Annotated in this window: 15 protein-coding genes; 9 read left to right on the top strand and 6 right to left on the bottom strand. The window is 69.5% G+C overall.

What is annotated here, in order from left to right; genetic code table 11:
* The 5 genes from JHN45_RS32470 to JHN45_RS32450 form a co-directional block, all read left to right on the top strand.
* Positions 1-1,643, top strand: a 1,643-nt coding sequence (locus JHN45_RS32470; protein ID WP_201052414.1) for a hypothetical protein, incomplete at its 5' end; no start/stop codon positions are given.
* A complete protein-coding gene (locus JHN45_RS32465) occupies positions 1,643-2,017 on the top strand; it encodes a hypothetical protein (RefSeq protein ID WP_201052413.1) in 375 nt (124 codons plus the stop codon). The genes JHN45_RS32470 and JHN45_RS32465, both read left to right, overlap by 1 nt.
* A 94-nt stretch (positions 2,018-2,111) precedes the next feature.
* Positions 2,112-4,331: a type IV secretory system conjugative DNA transfer family protein gene (locus tag JHN45_RS32460; protein WP_201052411.1), complete on the top strand. Its 2,220-nt coding sequence runs from the start codon at positions 2,112-2,114 to the stop codon at positions 4,329-4,331.
* A 241-nt stretch (positions 4,332-4,572) separates the two neighbouring features.
* The gene (locus JHN45_RS32455) at positions 4,573-5,514 is read left to right on the top strand and encodes a hypothetical protein (RefSeq protein ID WP_201052409.1); all 942 of its coding nucleotides are present in this window, start codon (positions 4,573-4,575) and stop codon (positions 5,512-5,514) included.
* A 147-nt stretch (positions 5,515-5,661) separates the two neighbouring features.
* Entirely contained in the window at positions 5,662-6,003 is a 342-nt protein-coding gene (locus JHN45_RS32450; protein ID WP_201052406.1) for a hypothetical protein, read from the top strand.
* A 77-nt stretch (positions 6,004-6,080) separates the two neighbouring features.
* Here JHN45_RS32450 and JHN45_RS32445 read toward each other — a convergent pair whose 3' ends face one another.
* The 4 genes from JHN45_RS32445 to JHN45_RS32430 form a co-directional block, all read right to left on the bottom strand.
* Positions 6,081-6,230 carry a hypothetical protein gene (locus JHN45_RS32445; RefSeq protein ID WP_201052404.1) on the bottom strand — a complete coding sequence of 50 codons (150 nt, stop codon included), beginning with the start codon at positions 6,228-6,230 and terminating at the stop codon, positions 6,081-6,083.
* On the bottom strand, positions 6,221-6,487 hold the full coding sequence (locus JHN45_RS32440; RefSeq protein ID WP_201052402.1) for a hypothetical protein: 267 nt from the start codon (positions 6,485-6,487) through the stop codon (positions 6,221-6,223). Before JHN45_RS32440 ends, JHN45_RS32445 begins: the two co-directional genes overlap by 10 nt.
* Complete coding sequence (locus tag JHN45_RS32435) at positions 6,484-6,936, bottom strand: hypothetical protein (protein WP_201052400.1); 453 nt, start codon at positions 6,934-6,936, stop codon at positions 6,484-6,486. The genes JHN45_RS32440 and JHN45_RS32435 overlap by 4 nt, the downstream gene beginning before the upstream one ends.
* 318 nt (positions 6,937-7,254) lie before the next feature.
* The gene (locus tag JHN45_RS32430) at positions 7,255-7,719 is read right to left on the bottom strand and encodes a hypothetical protein (protein WP_201052398.1); all 465 of its coding nucleotides are present in this window, start codon (positions 7,717-7,719) and stop codon (positions 7,255-7,257) included.
* Between the two features lie 73 nt (positions 7,720-7,792).
* Here JHN45_RS32430 and JHN45_RS32425 point away from each other — a divergent pair, with 73 nt between their 5' ends.
* The 3 genes from JHN45_RS32425 (at position 7,793) to JHN45_RS32415 (ending at position 11,580) form a co-directional block, all read left to right on the top strand.
* Positions 7,793-9,040: a helix-turn-helix transcriptional regulator gene (locus JHN45_RS32425; RefSeq protein ID WP_307783259.1), complete on the top strand. Its 1,248-nt coding sequence runs from the start codon at positions 7,793-7,795 to the stop codon at positions 9,038-9,040.
* Complete coding sequence (locus JHN45_RS32420; RefSeq protein ID WP_201052394.1) at positions 9,037-9,591, top strand: flavoprotein; 555 nt, start codon at positions 9,037-9,039, stop codon at positions 9,589-9,591. Before JHN45_RS32425 ends, JHN45_RS32420 begins: the two co-directional genes overlap by 4 nt.
* Before the next feature lie 591 nt (positions 9,592-10,182).
* Positions 10,183-11,580, top strand: coding sequence for an MFS transporter (locus JHN45_RS32415; RefSeq protein WP_236584349.1), 1,398 nt, complete (start codon positions 10,183-10,185; stop codon positions 11,578-11,580).
* A 76-nt stretch (positions 11,581-11,656) separates the two neighbouring features.
* Here the strand turns inward: JHN45_RS32415 and JHN45_RS32410 are convergent, their stop codons facing one another.
* Positions 11,657-11,899 (bottom strand): DUF397 domain-containing protein, encoded by a 243-nt coding sequence (locus JHN45_RS32410; protein WP_307783258.1) that lies wholly within the window; start codon positions 11,897-11,899, stop codon positions 11,657-11,659.
* Positions 11,896-12,936, bottom strand: coding sequence for a helix-turn-helix transcriptional regulator (locus JHN45_RS32405; protein WP_307783257.1), 1,041 nt, complete (start codon positions 12,934-12,936; stop codon positions 11,896-11,898). Before JHN45_RS32405 ends, JHN45_RS32410 begins: the two co-directional genes overlap by 4 nt.
* Before the next feature lie 132 nt (positions 12,937-13,068).
* Between JHN45_RS32405 and JHN45_RS32400 the strand changes: the two genes are divergently transcribed.
* On the top strand, positions 13,069-13,509 hold the full coding sequence (locus tag JHN45_RS32400; RefSeq protein ID WP_201052392.1) for an ATP-binding protein: 441 nt from the start codon (positions 13,069-13,071) through the stop codon (positions 13,507-13,509).
* Positions 13,510-13,511 lie beyond the last annotated feature (2 nt).

Raw genomic sequence — 13,511 nt, 5'->3', positions numbered from 1 at the left:
CCGGAGCCCCGGGCGTCAGCCCGGAGCCCGCCCCGGCCCCGCCGGCGGACGAGCCGCGGGGCTTCCTCGCCTCCGCCCTCACCCCGATTGCTCCCGCCCACCCGGCTGCCGACGACGCCGACGACGACGAGGCCGCCGGATCGAGCGCCGACTACCACGCGGGGGACTACGAGGAGACCGAGGAGGGCGCCGCCGCCCAGGGCGACAGCGTGATGCGCGCCTTCCTGATGGCGGCCGTCGAGCGGTGGCGCAAGGGTGCCGGGGCGAACGTCAAGGCGCTGGAAGTCGAGAAGGCCAAGGCGCAGGCGCGGCAGACCCGCACCAACCACACGATCAGCGAGAACCGGGTCGGGGGCGCCACCACGACCAACACCAACGAGAACAAGGGCAACAAGGACGCCAAGTCGGCGAACAACCGCACGCACGCGGTGAACAACGGCCACCAGGCGAAAAGCAACCGGGACGACAAGAACGCCTCGAACCGCAACCGGGACGACAAGAACCACCGGCAGAACCAGGGCAAGACCAACCGGGACGACAAGACGTCCTCGAACAAGGACGACAAGAGCAGCTCGGCCAAGGACAGTTCGGCGAAGACGTCCAAGGACGGCAAGAACCACAACACCGACTCGAACGCCAACAGCCGCTCGGCGAAGTCCTCGAACGACTCGAAGAATTCCGGCGACTCCAAGACAGCGAGCGATTCGAAGACGGCCAAGGGCGACCAGCGGACTACCACCGTCCATGACGGTGAAGGCGGCGGAGCTCTCGCTCCGAACCGCAAGACTGACCCCAAGGCGGGCGAGCCGACCGGCGAGAAGCAGCGGCCCGGCACGACCGAGGCAGAGAAGGGCAAGCCGGGGCAGCAGCAGCCGAACGGCCAGCAGTCCCCCCAGCCCGCCGACACCACCCCGGCCGCGGCTGGCACCCGCCCCCGCACGCAGACCGCCCGAGAGGCCGGATACCGCGACGGCCACCGGGCCGCGCGCGGCGTCGCCCAGGTCCGCGCCTATGTCGACGGCACCCGAGACGGATACACCGACGGCACCGAGCAGGCCACGAAGGAAAAGGTCCAGCTCGACAAGGCCCGCGACGACCGCAAGCAGCAGCGCGCCGGCACACAGCAGAACCCGCAGCAGACCAATACGAGTGGAGAACAGCAGCCGGTGAGCGACACGAATAACGTCGTCCCGATCACGGTCAAGGGGATCGACAAAGAACGCGTCTACCTCGGTGACGGCGCGGCACGCGAGTCGATGACCCGTGGTGAGGTCCGCAGCCTGAAGACGTTCGAGCGACGGCTGAAGGCGCGTTCCGCGCAGATGATCAAGGCCGCTGACGTCCTGAAGGCATTGGTGGCCTACGAGAAGGAACAGGCGCGCAAGGCCGCCGCCCTGGCGGAGAAGGCCAAGAGCGTCAAGGGCGGCGAGAAGCTGATCCCGAAGCTTCTGCGGATGGCCGAGGCGGCGAAGCAGGAGGCGGCGGCGGCCGAGGAGGCGCACAAGCAGGCCGTACGTGCCGCCGAGTCCGTAAAGGTGCTCCTCGCCAACGTCGAGAAGCGCGACGGCCTGATCTACAAAGCCGTGGTGGACAGCCCCGAGACGATGCCCGCCGAAATGGCGTTCTACCAGGAGACCGCGTAATGGCTGTCAAGATCACGTACAAGCAGCTCCGCACTGAGGTGCAGGCACTCGCGAAGAACGTCCGCAAGGGCGGCGAACAGGTCCGACAGCGCGCCAAGGCGATGGAGGCCGCTGCGAAGGACACCGGTCGGGTTGCCGAGTCCATCGGCCGTATGGGAGTCGCTCAGGCCACCATCGCCGAAACCGCCGACCTGGCCAAGATCATGGACGGAACGTCGAAAGCGATCCTGACGTATTCGACCAGCACGGACACCACGGGGAAGGCCGCCGAAGCTGCCGACGCCCAGGCGAAAGCCTCCCACGACGGCATCAACACCGCCGTGGGCCGCAGCCCCGACCACGCCAAGGATCACCGCTGGTACCGGCAGGAATAGCCGGACACGCGAACGGGGCGCGCTTCCAATGCCCGGCAGCGCGCCCCGCCCATGGCCCCATCAGTGCTGAGAACCAGGAAGGACCCTACCCCCGATGAACACCGCCACCGAGCGCCGCATCGCCTACGCCACCACCGCGGCCCCCGTCATCATCGGCGCCGGCGCCCCGTTGCTCGAATCCGGCGCCGCCGGTCTCGCCGGACTGGTCGTCGGCGGTGCCGGGGCCTTCGCCGCGGCTAACTACATGAACCGCGTCCCGAACTCCGTAATGGAACAGATCCCCGGGAACGAAATCATCCGCGCCCACCGCTCGACCCTCTTTCTGTCGTCGGTGACGTCCTCGGCGGCCCTCGCCGTCGGCGCCCTCGGCGGCGGGACTGGCGCGGACAACCTCGCCTTCGGCTTCCTGGCCTTCCCCTCGGTGCCCGCGCTGGTCTCCCTCGCGTGGTGGGGCGGCGTCGCCCTGGTCCCGCTCAAGCTCCGCGCCGTGTTCAGCTCAAAGAAGCCGAGCAAGGCCAAGGCCGCACCCTCCGCGCAGGCCGCCACCAAGACGGTGCAGACATCGGGTGCCGTCGCCGACATCTACCGCAAATGGGCGGAGTTCATCAGCGGTGAGGAGGGCACCAACCCTTACCAGGAGCTGACCGTACGCGGGGTGTCGGTCGACTCGTGGCGCGGCGTCATCCGCGCCCCCATGCCCCAGCCGGTCAACGTCACCCGGGAGACCGTAGGCGCCCTCTACGAGGTCCCCGCAGACCAGGTGACCATCACCCCCGGCACCCACCCCGGCGAGAAGCTGATCACCGTGCACCTGGTGCCGCCGCCGGAGATGGACCCCAACACCCTTGAGGGCGCATGGCTGTTGCGCGTGGCCCGCAAGAGCGGCCCCATGCCGCACACCCACCTTGAAGGCGTCCAGGACGACCCCAACACCGGAGGAAAGGCCGCGCTCGTCGTCGCCGACGAGAACATTTCCAAGCTGCCCTCACCCGACCGTATGGAACTTGCCGGCGCGCTGCGGACGAACCCGCTGCTGATCTCATACGAGCCGCGACTCAACCCGCGTGAGGGCGTGATCCGCATCATGCACACCAACCCCCTCGAAGAGGGGCGGGCCTTCCCCGGCCCGCACGTGCTGAAGACCAACGCGAACGGGTACGTCGTGCTCGGGCAGGGGATCAGTGGGCACCCGGCCCGGGTGCAGATGGCTGACCCCAAGCTGGGCGCGCAGCACATCTGCATCTGTGGCGTCACCGGCTCCGGCAAAGGCGGCGCCGGTCAGCTCGTGGCCCTCTCCGCCCACGCCAACGGTCACGCCGTCATCTACGCCGACCCCAAGGGCTCCAGCAACCCGGCTGTAGAGGAGCTGGCCGCGCACTCCGGCACTGGCCTTAAGGGCGCCCTCGGCGCTCTCCGCGTGGCCTACAACCTGCTTCAGCACCGAATCGCCGAGAGCGCCGAAAAGGGTCAGAAGAACTTCGCCGCCACGAAGGAGCGCCCCCAGGTCACCGTCATTCTGGACGAGGCGTCGCGGCTCCTGGGCGAGGAGGCGCCCGACAGGAAGGAAGCGGCGTTCATCGTGGACGCCATCGCCACACAGGGCCGCAGCCTCGGTGTGCAACTCGTGCTGATCAACCAGATTCTTCAGCTCGACCAGCTCGGCGGACTCTCCTCGATCCGGGACAACATCATCTATGGCGGCGCGCTGATCCTGCTGCGCTCCGACTCCAGCCAAAAGAACCTGGTCGACCTGCCCGACCACTTCGAGGGCTGCAACCCCGCCGACATCCCGGCCGTCTGGCGTGAGGAACGCGGGATCATCTTCGACCCGGACATGCCCGAGGACGACCCCCGCCGCACGTTCGGCCTGGGCTACATCGCCGGACCCGGCGGACACCCCGAGATGATGCGCGTCTGGATTCTGGAAGACGCTTCTCCGTACATCGATCACGGCCAGATCGCCGCCCCAGTCGACATGCCGAACTGGGACGACCGCGAGGAGCTCGCCCTCGTCTGCGTCTTGGAGGACGAGGAAGGTAACTGGTCCGTCGGCGAGATCACTGTCGCTGCCAGCCGTGAACCGTCCGCTGACGACAAGGTTGTGGCCGTCCTCGCCGAGCACGCCGACCCGCTCGAACTGGAAGTCATCTACCTGCACAAGGACGCCATCGGCGAGGCCGCCGGACTGGAGGGCTCGACCCTCAACAACGCACTTTCCAAGCTGGTGAAGGCCGACAAGATCCACCGGCAGAAGAAGGACGGCAAGGAGGTGCGGGGCATGTACGGCGCGGGCCCCGAACCCGTCACCGGCTGACCGGCGCCGGGGCCGCACACAGAGGCCCCGGCCGCCCGCCGCCCGATGCGCCGAGTCGTCGCAGTGGGGCGCGTCCCGCACATGCCGGCGCCGTGTCAACCCTGGCCGCCACGCCCGCCTCAATTCCCAGACCAAGCACCCCGCCCGCTCATCATGGGGGCGGGGTGCTCCGCAGTTCGGCGCGTACGCCGAACTCGTTACACCCCACGCGAGCCCAGACTCGCCGACAGGAGGAACTCACTTGCCCGCCGCCATTCCAGCCCTGCCGGATCTCCAGCGCTACACCGGATGGGACCAGGTACCGGACACGCTCGCCACAAAGACCCAACTCGCCCAGATGGACCCACCGCTCAAACCCGGTGGTGAACCGGTCGCCCAAGTCCTCTACCACGGCAACAGTTACGCGCCCTTGTTCGAGAAGGCCGCCGCCGTCCCTAGGCGCAAGGCCACCCCGGCGCAGCGGGCCGCCCTCGACCGCGCCCGCGAGCTGCAACACATCTGCCGACGCTGCGACACCCGCGAGAAGGAACCGCTCGGCCGCGGTCGACACTGCGACCCCTGCCGCCTCGCCGTACGGCTGTGGACCGAGCATGACACCGCGCAGCGCGCCGCCCGCGAGCTCATCGCGAACCCCTCGGCCCTGCTGGTCGTCGTGGCCGCCGAAGCCGACCGCGACGCCCCGCCGGCATCGGTGGCCGTCGTCCGGCTCCACGACCGGCACGTGTTGTACGCGGCCCCGGCCGGGACCGCGGGCAGTGCCGAGCGCGCCGCCGTCCTCGACCAGCTCGACGAACTGACGACCGGCGCGGCCGTCGTATGGGAGAGCGACCGCGCCCCGGTCAACAGGTACCCCACCCGGCTCTTGGCCCCGGCCGACCAGCCGCCGCACTTCAACGCTCCTTCGGAGGAGTTCCGCCGAGTGCACCCGTGGGCCGCGGTGGCAACCGTCTACGTCGCCAGCCTGTGGCGCGCCTGGTACGCGTGGACCAGCCACCCCACCTCGGGCCACCCCGATATGCCGTGGGACGGCACCCTCCCGTGGTCCCGGTCGACCGCAGCCGACGACGACGGCCGCGGCCTGGTCGAGCTCCTCCATCGGATCGCCGACGGCACCGAGCCGGTGTGGGATCAAGCGGCCTGGGTGGTCGACGGCCACGGAGCACCGTCCATCGACCGCGCCTGACCCACCCGGGCGTTCGAGCGCCCGCCCTGCACGGGGCGGGCGCTCTGTTCGCGGAGTGCGCCCCGCAGTCGAGCAGGACTAGCCGCTCCCGACCGCACCGCCGAGCGACGCCGATCTAGGCTTGCGACGGAACAGGGAGGCTTTGACATGACCACACGGGGGGACGGGCGCACCGTACGGGACGCCTGGACGGCACTTCGATTCGCATTGCTCCGCACCGCCTTGTGCGTGCTGGCCGTGATCGTCGGGAGCGGCGGCATGGTCGCTCTGCGAGGCTGGCACTCCGCACCGTCGTACGCCTCGGTCCTCGCTGCCCTCCTCGTCGTCCTCACCCTCGGCGGCCTCCTGTGCGGCCTGTTCTACGGCGGTTGGGCCGTGGCGATCCTCGTAACGGCCCTTCTGCAAGGGGGCCTTGGACTCGCCGGTGTCCGACTCGGCAAGAGCGCCGACCGGTCCGAGACGGACGACGGCCGAGGCGGCGGAGACTGACCCGCTCGCGCAGACAAAGGCGCCCGACTCCCTGACCGTCGATAGGGAGCCGGGCGCTGGCATGTGGTGGGGCGGGTTTACGTGGGGGGCGCGCTCGCCGCGAGCTGCTGCTCGCGCTCCCGGGCGAGGGCCTCGCGCGTCAGGCGGACCGCGTCGAACCCCATCCGTATTCGCTCGGCGCGCTCCCACAACTCCGCCCGTCGCTCCTCGGTCACCATCACTTCCACGCCCCCGGCTCGACCGTGACGTACACCCAATACGCGTGCCGGAACTGCTGATGTCCGGTGTCCCGCGTGTGCCTCGCCATCCATTCGGTGACCTCGGCAACGTCCTCGACCAGGCCGGACGTCTGGCCGCACGCAGCGTTGTCCCCCGTGATGCACACCGCCTGAAACTCGGGATAGGCCAACTCGTCCGCGTTGACGCCGGGTTGAGTGGTGACGTCGAATTCCCGGAGCCGGTACGTGCGGGCCGCCGAACTCACGGCTTGCTCCTCGGCGGGTCGCCGTGGTGGGTGTGGCCGCCGTACTCGCCGGTCAGCGGGTCGCGCGTGCTGACGGTCATGGTGAGCGTGTACTCCCACATGCCCTCGACCGGCCCGGGTGTGCGGGCGAGCGAGAGACCGTGGGGCTCAAGAGTGGGGGCGCGCCGAGCGGCATCGGCCGCCGCTTGGAGCGCGTCGGCCGGAGTCGCGCCCGTGCACACCAGGGCTGTAAGGGCGGACACCGAGACGTCGCTCGTCTCCTCGTCGCCGAGCTCGCTCACGACGTCTCGGGCCACATCGAGGGTGCGAACGAGATCCGTAGCGAACAGCGGCGGCCTGCCGCCGATCCGGGGCGACTCGACCGCGGACTCGGTGGAGCCGCGTACGACTGGAAGATGCACGGAACCGCCCCCTTCGGGGTGCGGTGTGCCGTTGGGTACATGCGCCATGACGGGACGGTAAGGGCAGCCGGGCCCGAGGATGGCACGCAATGTGCGTGCCTTGTCGGTCTACGCCATATGTCCCCAGCTCATAAAGGATGAGCCGAGCGAATGGCGGGGCTGGTGGGGCCGGGAACGATGGCGGGCCCCCGGTGCTCAAATCACCGGAGGCCCGCCCCCAGGATACGGAGTCCTTTTCCGGGTGCCAGCCGTTCTGCAGGACGGCCGGCACCCCTGGGAAAGGGGCCGCCCCCGGAGCCAAGGCGCGGAGGCTCCGGGGGCGGTGAGGGGACCTCGGACAGCCACGGGGGGAGCTGTCCGAGGAGTTCAGCAGCGCGCAGGCGCGCCGAGTCTGTCGGCCGTGAGGAGTGCCTCGCGCAACGCGGTGGCGTCAACGTAGCGCACTCCCCAGGAAGTTGGACGGCTGATCCATGCGGCATGCGTCGTTCCCGCCCCCTTGTCGGGGACCATGACCCACCCTCCGCGCGAGAGCGGGCGGACGCCTTGGACGTCCTCGAACTGATCGGCCGCGGTCCCGGCTCGAACCTGCACGATCAGCTCTTGTTTGCAGTAGTCGGCGAACAGGGGATGCCCCTCGTCCTGCGGTAGGCCGAGAACATCGAGGGCGGCGAGGCCGCGCTCAAGAGGAGCGATCACGACGGCATCCCAGTGAATGCCGCAGGGCGCGAACCTCATTGCAGAGCTCTCGGCCAAGCGCAGCTCGACGGCGGTCGCGTCGTTGGGGGAGACGAACGCGGCCCACTTACAAGCGGTTTCCTGGGACTCGGCCATATCTGGACGGTAGAGGGCGTACAACGGACTGTAGGCACGCAAAGTGCGTGCATCGTGATTCCGGCCCGGAGCAATGTCCATGGACGCGCAGGAGTTCGGGCGTCGTGTCGCCTACTGGCGAGACCGTCGCCGCATGACGCAAGAGACCTTCGGCCGCCTGATGGGACAGTCCCGCAGATGGGCCCAAGATGTCGAGCGAGGCGAACGGCAGCGCGACCCCAACCTCTCCGTGGTCGAGCGCGCGGCCCGCGTGCTGCAAGTCGACGTCGGAGTGTTCCTCTCCACCGCTCCGGCGGTCAAATGCCTGGACTCGTTCGAGCTCGACGTGATCCGCCGGACCCTGCAACGGCACGACGTGATCACGGGAGCGGTGGAGGACGACGGCACCGATCCGCTCCCCGTCACGGTCCTGCACGGCCGCCTCGACCATGCCAGATCCGCCTTTCAAGCGGGGCATTTCGCGTCTCTCGGGCGGCTCGTCCCCGAGCTCCTCGTCGACACCAACCGCGCCGCCGCCCGCCACCAGCACGAGGACCAGCTCGAAGCCTTCCGGCTCCTCTCCTTCACCCTCGAACTCATCGAGGGCGCGGCGATCAAGTACGGCGATACCGACCTCGCGCTCGTGTCCGGACACCGCGCCGTGACCGCCGCCGAGCGGTCCGAGGACCCCGTCAACATGGCATCGGCCGCGCGTCACCTCGCCGACGCCATGACCATGCACGGCCAACCCCACGCCGCCGCCGAGTTCGCCATCAGCGCCGCGGCCCGCCTCGGACCCCACTTGCGCACTCGCGGCGAGGACGGCACCTCAGTGTTGGGCATGCTGTACCTCAAGGCCGCCATGGCGCAGGCCACGGCCGCCGCACTCGACGACAAACGGGCCGCCGCGGCGGCCCGCGCGGTCCCCGACCTCCTCGACCAGGCCGACCAGCACGCCGACGAGCTCGGGTTCGACGGCAACAGCCTGTGGACCGCGTTCGGTCCCACCAACTCGAAGTTGTACCGCGTCGCCGCACACGTCCAGCTCAGCGCAGGCGCGGACGCCGTCGCCGTCGCCCACGCCATCCCCAACCCGCGCCGCGCCGCGCTGCCCAAGGAACGCCGCGCCCACCTCCTTACCGATCTCGCCCACGGACTCACGCAGGCCGGACGCCGCGTCGAGGCGGTCGACGCCCTCCTCGACGCCGAGCAGGAGGCAGAGGAAGAGGTCCGGTGTCGACCCCGAACCCGGCAACTCGTCGACGACTTACGACTCTTGGGCGCCGGTTCGGCTGAGGGCCGCTTGCGGGCGCTCGCCGCACGCTGTGGACTGCCCACGTGAAAACTCTGTACGTGATCGCCTGCGCCGCCCCGCCCGCCCGACGCCTCACCATCCCCATTCGCGCCGCGCAAAAATCGGGCTGGGACGTCTGCCTCATCCTCACCCCGGACGCCCATCGATGGATGGCGGAGGACGCCGAGGGCAACCTCGACGAACTCCGCGAGCTGACCGGCCACCCCGTCCGGCACTCCTACAAGCTCCCCTCGGAGCCTGATGTCCTGCCCGCGCCGGATGCGCTCCTCGTCGCCCCGCTCACTTCGAACAGCCTCAACAAGTGGGCCGCCGGCATCAGTGACACGCTCGCCCTCGGCCTGATCACCGAGGGCATCGGCAAGGGGCTGCACATCGTTGCCCTCCCGCACTGGAACGATGCCCAGGACCGGCACCCGGCCGTCCGGCGCAGCGTCGCCGAGCTGCGCGAGGCAGGCGTGACCGTGCTCCTCGACGACGGCCAGAGCGGGCCCGGGTACGCCCCCCACCCGCCCGGCCGCGGCAACCTCGACGCCTACCCGTGGGAGCTCGCCCTCGACGCCCTCCCGCCGGCATCCTGACCCACCGCCAGCGCCCGACTTCTGGGGAGCCGGGCGCGGCGCCTGCCGGAATGACTCTCAGCGTGTGCTCATCCGTGCTGCTTCGGTGTTGGTGCGGGCGTTCACCCCCCGAACGTCGATAGCCCCCGGCCTTCGAGGGGGAAGACCAGGGGCCACCTGCCATGACAGGGCGGTCACCAGACCCAGCGGTTCCCAACCCCACGCCGGCGAGAACTGGGACCGCACGACATTCCGATGCACGCATGTCACCTTGCCCAACGCCCAAAATCCAGCGCAGTCACGCCCGCGTCAACCACCCACGTCAGCACGACGCTTCAAGCAGTCTCCAGACCCGAGGTTCAGACACAGGCACTCAACCGTCTGCCCACGCTCTGAACGCTGACGGCGGATGCTGTCTCCTTCGGCTCTCTCATCGGTCGTCTGCGACCGGCGACGCTGCACCTTGAGAACGGGATTCGGCTGGACTGGAGTTCTTCGGGGGCGGGCTGTTGCGTCTGCGGCAGATGATCTTTCGTGCGCTCTAGAGTCGGGGCAGTCTTCCCGGTGGCGTCTCGCCGCCGGGATTTCGTTGTTCCTGGGGGGAGTTGGATCTTGCGGAAAGCGCGGCTGCTGAACTGGACGGCGGGGGCTGGCCCCCGGATTGGTTGGGCGGCCCGCGTCCGGGAAGCGGGGGCGCCCCTCGCGGTCCGCCCGTACCGGCTGCACTTCACCGCCCGCGTGCTGTCGTGGACCGGATCGGCGGTCTCGCCGATCGCCCTCGCCTTCGCGGTACTGCACATCGGCGGGGGAGCGGGCGCGCTCGGCCTGGTCCTCGCGGCGAGCGTCGCGCCGCAGATCCTTCTACTCCTGGTGGGCGGAGTCGTCGCCGACCGGGTCCCGCGCGCCCGGGTCATGCTGTGGTCCAACATTGTGTGCGCGTTCTTCGAGGGCCTGGCCGCGGTGCTGCTGTGGCTCGGGACGGCCCGGGTGTGGCAGCTGGTGTTCATGTCCGGGATCTGTGGCGCGGCGGCGGCGTTCTTCAACCCGGCCGCGGGCGGCATCGTGAAGGAAGTGGTGCCGGCCGAAGCCCGGCACGCGGCGAACGCGCTCCTGAAGATCGCGCAGAACCTCGTCAAGGTCAGCGGGCCGGCCCTCGGTGGTCTCCTCGTCGCCGCGTTCGGGTCGGCCTGGGCCATTGGATGGGACGCGGCCACCTTCGCGGCCTCGGCCCTCCTGTTCGCCCGGATCGACCTCAAGCCGGGCGCGGTGAAGGTGAAAACGGGGTGCCTGGCCGATCTGCGGGACGGCTGGACCGACTTCCGCTCCTGCCGCTGGCTGTGGGTGATGGTCGTACAAGGTGCATTCGTCGTGCCGGTGTGGCTGGTCGGGTACCAGCTCCTCGGCCCGGTCTACGGCGAGCGGTTCCTCGGCGGCGCCGGACTGTGGGGCCTGGTCGTCTCCGGGTTCACGGCCGGGTTGGTGGCCGGGGCCGCGGTCGCGCTGATGTGGCGGCCCCGGATGGTCGGCCGGGTGGTGTGCGTGGGTACCGGGTCGCTCGCGCTGCCGCTCGCCGCGATGGCCGCCGCCGCCCCGCTGCCGGTGCTCGTCGCTGCGACGGCGGCGGCCGGAACCGGTCTCGCCGTCAGCATGACCGTATGGTCCGGCCTGGTACAGGAACGCATCCCGGCCGACCGGCTGAGCCGGGCACTGTCGTACTCGACGCTCGGGCAGCTCGTCCCGGTACCGTTCGGCTACCTCCTGGCGGGCCCGGTCTCGCGCGCCGTCGGAGTCCGCGGCACCCTCGCGGGCGGCGCCCTGGTGATCGTGCTTGCCGCAGTGGTGCCGCTGCTGATCCGTCAGGTTCGGGCTCTGGCCCTGGCCGGGCAGCCCGTGCATGAGCCGGTCCCTACGGAGACCGTCGGAGTGTCCGCTCCCGGAGTCAAGGCGCGGGGTTCTGGGGGCGGTGAGGGGTCCTCGGATAGCGGGGTGCCTGCTGGTGCTGGTGGGTAGGTTCCCCTCGTACGAACGAGCGAGGCCCGCCCCCAACTCTCCTGGGGACGGGCCTCGCGTGCTGGTGCGGGACGGCTCAGCGAGCGCTGAAGTCGTCGGCGGCTGTGCCGTCCACGAAGGCGGTGAATGCGGCGACGGGGAAGGTCAGCGCGGGCCCATCAGGGTCCTTACTGTCTCGTACTGCGATGGTCCCGGGGATGGATGTGCGGACGTCCGCGACCTCAACGCAGCTCTCGCCACCGTTGCTGTATGACGCCTTGCGCCACACGGCCCCGGGGATGTCCCCTGCGTACAGGACGCCCTTTCGGTCGGTATTCACGTTCCGTTCCTTTCCATGATTTCCTTGATCGCCTCCCGTGAGTCGTCCACGGAGAGTGCGGCTGCGGTGACCCGTTCGAATGCGGCCTCGAAGACCTTCACGTCGTCGGTTCCCTCGACGAAGGAACTTCCGCGGAGGTTTTCCAGGTGGACCACGGTGGGCCATGGGCGCGGGAAGCGTACGACCTCGAAGAGCCCCAAGAGTCCGGGGTGTGGGGTGGCGTCCATCGGCATGACCTGAATGGTGACGGTGGGAACGTCTGCCATGTCGATCAGGTGCCGGAGCTGGTCACGCATGAGGCTGGGTGCTGCGGCGAAGCGCTGGTGCAACGCAGCAGCGTGGATGATCGCCCAGAGCTTCAGCGGGCCTTCTGCCCGTGTGGTGAGGATGGCCTGGCGGGTCTTGCGTACCTCGGCGAGCGCGGTCACCTCCTCTGAGCTGCGGGTGATCGCAGTTGCGGTGATGATCTCCCGTGCGTAGGCGCCGGTCTGAAGGAGTCCGGGGATGAGGTTGGGGGTGTAGAGGTGTACCGACTCCGCGTCTGACTCCAGTGAGATGAAGTCTTTGTAGCTGCTGGCGACGAGATCGCCGTACGGCTGCCACCAGCCCTGTTTCCCGGCGTCCCGGGCCAGTGCCTCAAGGGCGGTGACGATGGCGGGGTCTGTGACCTTATAGAGCCCCAGCAGGCGGCTCACGTCTTGCGGGGGCATTCTCGCCCGCGCGTTCTCGATGCGGGACATCTTGGACTCGTCCCAGCCCATCAGTGCAGCGGCCTTCTCCAGGCTGACGCTCGTGCCGTCGGGGCCTGCGTGGTTCCGGTAGTGACGCAGCGCCTCGCCGAGTCGGCGCCGGCGGAGCGTGGGGACTGCTCGCACATTCGGCATGGTGCTATTCCACACCTCCAAGGTGCAGTAGTTGAAGGGCCGGGTGCAGCTTGGCACCCCGTAGGTGCGCAAGAACATCGAACGTAGGTTCTTTCTCTTGCGAATTCCGGTGCCAAGGTTGCCAGTTGGGTTGCGCAGGATGCATTCTGCCATCGGCGGTGACGTTACGTCGGCGGTGCTCAACTCGACGTAGTTGCACGCCTGTTCGGGCTGTGGTCGTCCCCTGCCCCCGTGGGGGATGGCCGCGTGCTCTCCCCACAGTCGAGTAGACGTAGGGCGGCGGCGATGACCACGCGCGCAGCAACACGACCACGGCCCACCGGACACCAGGGCTACTCAGAAACCCACCCTCGCACGGAGGGGACGGCGGCCATAGCGCGCCGTCTGGCGCGTGCCGCATGCGCCACGTGGGCGCTCCCGGATGACGTGACGGAGACGGCGGCCCTGGTGGTGTCGGAGCTGGCCTCCAACGCGGTCCGGCACGCCTGGGGCCCGTCCGTACGGGTCATCGTGGACCGGCCGCGCGATGACCGGGTGTATGTGGCCGTGGTGGACCGTTCCCCGCACTGCACGCCCGAGCTGGGCACGCCGGGCGAGGGCGACGTGTCCGGCCGGGGCCTGGTCCTGGTCGACGCCCTCTCCGACCAGTGGGGCTACGACCTTGTGGGCCCGCACCGCCGCCCGTGGGGCAAACGGTGCTGGGCAGAGCTCAAGGTCGGCCCGTGACC

The sequence above is a fragment of the Streptomyces sp. MBT53 genome (assembly GCF_016654115.1).
In the GTDB taxonomy this organism is placed as follows: domain Bacteria; phylum Actinomycetota; class Actinomycetes; order Streptomycetales; family Streptomycetaceae; genus Streptomyces.
Note: the sequence above shows the minus strand (reverse complement) of the source record. Positions and strands in the feature narration are given on the sequence as shown.

What these genes read in the sequence shown, in the direction of transcription:
- JHN45_RS32465 (WP_201052413.1), top strand. Translation starts at nt 1,643, where the DNA reads ATGGCTGTCAAGATCACGTACAAGCAGCTCCGCACTGAGGTGCAGGCA.
- JHN45_RS32460 (WP_201052411.1), top strand. Translation starts at nt 2,112, where the DNA reads ATGAACACCGCCACCGAGCGCCGCATCGCCTACGCCACCACCGCGGCC.
- JHN45_RS32450 (WP_201052406.1), top strand. Translation starts at nt 5,662, where the DNA reads ATGACCACACGGGGGGACGGGCGCACCGTACGGGACGCCTGGACGGCA.
- JHN45_RS32435 (WP_201052400.1), bottom strand. Translation starts at nt 6,936, where the DNA reads ATGGCGCATGTACCCAACGGCACACCGCACCCCGAAGGGGGCGGTTCC.
- JHN45_RS32430 (WP_201052398.1), bottom strand. Translation starts at nt 7,719, where the DNA reads ATGGCCGAGTCCCAGGAAACCGCTTGTAAGTGGGCCGCGTTCGTCTCC.
- JHN45_RS32425 (WP_307783259.1), top strand. Translation starts at nt 7,793, where the DNA reads ATGTCCATGGACGCGCAGGAGTTCGGGCGTCGTGTCGCCTACTGGCGA.
- JHN45_RS32405 (WP_307783257.1), bottom strand. Translation starts at nt 12,936, where the DNA reads ATGGCAGAATGCATCCTGCGCAACCCAACTGGCAACCTTGGCACCGGA.
- JHN45_RS32400 (WP_201052392.1), top strand. Translation starts at nt 13,069, where the DNA reads ATGACCACGCGCGCAGCAACACGACCACGGCCCACCGGACACCAGGGC.